This window comes from Stenotrophomonas sp. HMWF003, assembly GCF_003061285.1.
Classification (GTDB): Bacteria; Pseudomonadota; Gammaproteobacteria; order Xanthomonadales; family Xanthomonadaceae; genus Stenotrophomonas; species Stenotrophomonas maltophilia_AP.
Genome location: NZ_QAIW01000115.1, coordinates 1 through 3,474 on the forward strand (window position 1 = coordinate 1; position 3,474 = coordinate 3,474).

A 3,474-nucleotide genomic window follows, 5' to 3' on the forward strand; every position below is an offset into this window, starting at 1 on the left:
GTGGTGGCGGGAGCGTCCAGCGGCGTCTCGCTGGGCAGCTGTTCGCGGGTCATGAACATCGCCACCGCCGCAACCGAGGCGGCCAACGCGGCGCCACCGCCCCACCGACGCCAGCCACCGCGGCGTTCGCGATTGCGTTCGACTGGCGCCACGTGCGCCAGCGGGGCCGGTTCGGCGGCGACCGCACCGCGCACGCGCGCGGCGAAATCCACCGGGGCCGGTGCGCAGGCCTGGCCGCGCAGCACGTCGCCCAGCACCTGCCAGCGCTCGTGGCAACCGGCCAGCGCCTCATCGTGCTCCAGGCGGCGCAGCATGAAGCGCGCCTCGTCGGGCGACAGTGCGCCATCAATCAGCGCCGACAGCTGCTGGCGGTTGTGCGTGTCGATCTTGTCCGGCGTGGTGCCGGCGGTTCCAGGAATTGGCATGTGTTCGCTCATACGCGGCTCTTCTCGCGGGTGGCACTGCCGATATCCAGCAGCGGCCGAAGTTCAGTGTCGATCGCCTCGCGGGCGCGGAAGATCCGCGACCGCACGGTGCCGATCGGGCACCCCATCTTCTGCGCGATATCTTCGTAACTCAGCCCGTCCACCTCGCGCAGGGTGATGGCTGATCGCAGTTCTTCCGGCAACGCCGCCACCGCCTTCATCACCGTCTGCTCCAGCTCCTGGCGCATCAACTCGCGCTCGGGAGTGTCGGTGTCGCGCAGGCGGGTGCCGCTGTCGAACTGCTCGGCGTCACCGATGTCGATGTCATCGGTGGGCGGCCGGCGGTTGTGGGCGGCAAGGTGGTTCTTGGCAGTATTCACGGCTATCCGGTGCAACCAGGTATAGAACTGGGCGTCGCCCCGGAAACTGCCGATCGCGCGGTACGCGCGGACGAACGTGTCCTGTGCGACGTCCTGACATTCACTCCAGTCGGCGATGTAGCGCCCGATCAGTGCCACGATCCGATGCTGGTACTTGCGCACCAGGACATCGAACGCCGCACTCTCGCCGCGCTGCACGCGCCGGACCAGCTCCAGGTCCAGCTCCTGTGGTGTTTCAACCTCGGCCATGTGGGGCCGCACTCCTGTCAGCCCGACCAACGTCGAGCAATGAGACTGCCAATCCCGGGAAAAGTTCAGCGACCGATCACACGACGCCGCACCAGCTTTTAACCACCGTTCCGTTAAGGTTCCCGCTCACGGCACTGAACCGGGCCTGCCCATCCCCCAGCTATTGGGATTTGACGGGGAGGAAACAACCTCTGGATCATAGCCCCCTTCTCCATACACAACCGGATGGAACGTTCCCATGCTCTCAGGCTTCGATGGGCTCCGCTTCGCACATTGGCACCCGCAGATCCGTGATGATGGTGTGGTGGTGCTCAGCCTCGACCGCCACGACAGCAGCGTCAACGCGATGTCCCAGGACGTGCTGCTGGAACTGGGCGACCTGATCGAACGCATCGCCATGGACCCGCCCAAGGCGGTGGTGATCCAGTCGATCAAGCCGGCCGGCTTCATTGCCGGTGCGGACTTGAAGGAGATCCAGGAATTCGACCGCCGCGGCACCGTCAACGACGCCATCCGCCGCGGCCAGAGCACCTACCAGAAGCTGGCCGAGCTGCCCTGCCCGACCGTGGCCGCCATTCACGGGCATTGCCTGGGCGGCGGCACCGAGCTGGCGCTGGCCTGCCGCTACCGCGTGGCCTCCAACGATCCGTCCACCCGGATCGGCCTGCCGGAAACCCAGCTGGGCATCTTCCCCGGCTGGGGCGGCAGTTCGCGCCTGCCGCAGCTGGTGGGCGCGCCGGCGGCGATGGACATGATGCTGACCGGTCGCAACCTGTCGGCATCGGCCGCGCGCAGCATCGGCCTGGTCGACAAGGTCGTGGCGCCCGCGGTGCTGCTGGATACCGCCGTGGCACTCGCGCTGACCGGCACCACCCGGCCGTTCAAGCAGCGCGCGACCGCCTGGGCCACCAACACCTGGCTGGCGCGCAAGCTGCTGGCCCCGCAGATGGCCAAGCAGGTCGCGCGGAAGGCCAAGAAGGACCATTACCCGGCGCCCTACGCGCTGATCAACACCTGGGCACGCACCGGCGGCAGCCCGATCCAGACCCGCCTGGACGCCGAACGCCGTGCGGTGGTGAAGCTGGCGGGCACCCCGACCGCGCGCAACCTGATCCGCATCTTCTTCCTCACCGAACGCCTGAAGGCGCTGGGGGGCAAGGACCATGGCATCAGCCACGTACACGTGGTGGGCGCCGGGGTAATGGGCGGCGATATCGCGGCGTGGTCGGCCTACAAGGGCTTCAACGTGACGCTGCAGGACCGTGAGCAGCGTTTCATCGACCCGGCAATGGAACGCGCGCAGGCGCTGTTCGCCAAGAAGGTGAAGGACGAGAGCAAGCGTCCGGCGGTGGCCGCGCGCCTGAAGGCCGACCTGGCCGGTGAAGGCGTGGCGCTGGCCGACCTGGTGATCGAGGCGATCATCGAAGATGCCGACGCCAAGCGTTCGCTGTACCAGACGCTGGAGCCGAAGATGAAGGCCGGTGCGCTGCTGACCACCAACACGTCGTCGATTCCGCTGCTTGAGCTGCGCGACCACATCGAGCACCCGGCGCAGTTTGCCGGCCTGCACTATTTCAATCCGGTGGCGCAGATGCCGCTGGTGGAGATCATCCACCACGACGGCATGGCCCCGGAGACCGAGCGCCGGCTGGCCGCGTTCTGCAAGGCGCTGGGCAAGTTCCCGGTGCCGGTGGCCGGCACGCCCGGGTTCCTGGTCAACCGCGTGCTGTTCCCGTACATGCTGGAAGCGGCCACGGCGTATGCGGAAGGCATTCCGGGCCCGGTGATCGACAAGGCGGCGGTGAAGTTCGGGATGCCGATGGGCCCGATCGAACTGCTGGATACGGTGGGGCTGGACGTGGCCGCCGGCGTGGGCAAGGAACTTGCGCCGTTCCTGGGCCTGCAGATTCCGGCTGCATTGCAGACGGTCGAGCAGGGCAAGCGCGGCAAGAAGGATGGCCAGGGTATCTACACGTGGGAAAACGGTCGCGCGCAGAAGCCGGACGTGCCGGCCAACCAGGAGGTGCCTGCGGATCTGGAAGATCGCCTGATCCTGCCGCTGCTCAACGAGGCGGTGGCGTGTCTGCACGATGGGGTGGTGGCGGATGCGGATCTGTTGGATGCAGGCGTGATCTTCGGTACCGGGTTCGCGCCGTTCCGCGGCGGCCCGATCCAGTACATCCGGGCGACCGGTGCCGATGCGCTGGTGGAGCGTTTGAAGGTGCTGCAGCAGCGGCACGGCGATCGCTTCGCGCCGCGCCCGGGTTGGGATGCTGCGGTGTTGCGTGAGCCGGTGATGTAAGCCGGGCTGGCGCCCGGCGGCTGCTGATGCAAGTGCAAGTGCAAGTGCAACTGCAAGTGCAACTGCAACGGCCAGAGCGCAAGCAAAGAGCGTGATGCGGCTCTGGATTGGATCGGGG

Annotated in this window: 3 protein-coding genes; 1 reads left to right on the plus strand and 2 read right to left on the minus strand. The window is 67.3% G+C overall.

The window, feature by feature from the left end:
* Both DBR34_RS04545 and rpoE read right to left on the minus strand, forming a co-directional pair.
* Nucleotides 1–425, minus strand: a 425-nt coding sequence (locus tag DBR34_RS04545; RefSeq protein WP_258223664.1) for a sigma-E factor negative regulatory protein, incomplete at its 3' end; no start/stop codon positions are given.
* 8 nt (nt 426–433) lie between these two features.
* A complete protein-coding gene (rpoE, locus tag DBR34_RS04550; RefSeq protein WP_038686981.1) occupies nt 434–1,054 on the minus strand; it encodes an RNA polymerase sigma factor RpoE in 621 nt (206 codons plus the stop codon).
* Nucleotides 1,055–1,292: 238 nt separating this feature from the next.
* On the opposite strand from rpoE, the gene DBR34_RS04555 reads away from it, so the two are divergent.
* Nucleotides 1,293–3,356, plus strand: coding sequence for a 3-hydroxyacyl-CoA dehydrogenase NAD-binding domain-containing protein (locus DBR34_RS04555; RefSeq protein ID WP_128095892.1), 2,064 nt, complete (start codon nt 1,293–1,295; stop codon nt 3,354–3,356).
* The last annotated feature ends 118 nt before the right edge of the window (nt 3,357–3,474 follow it).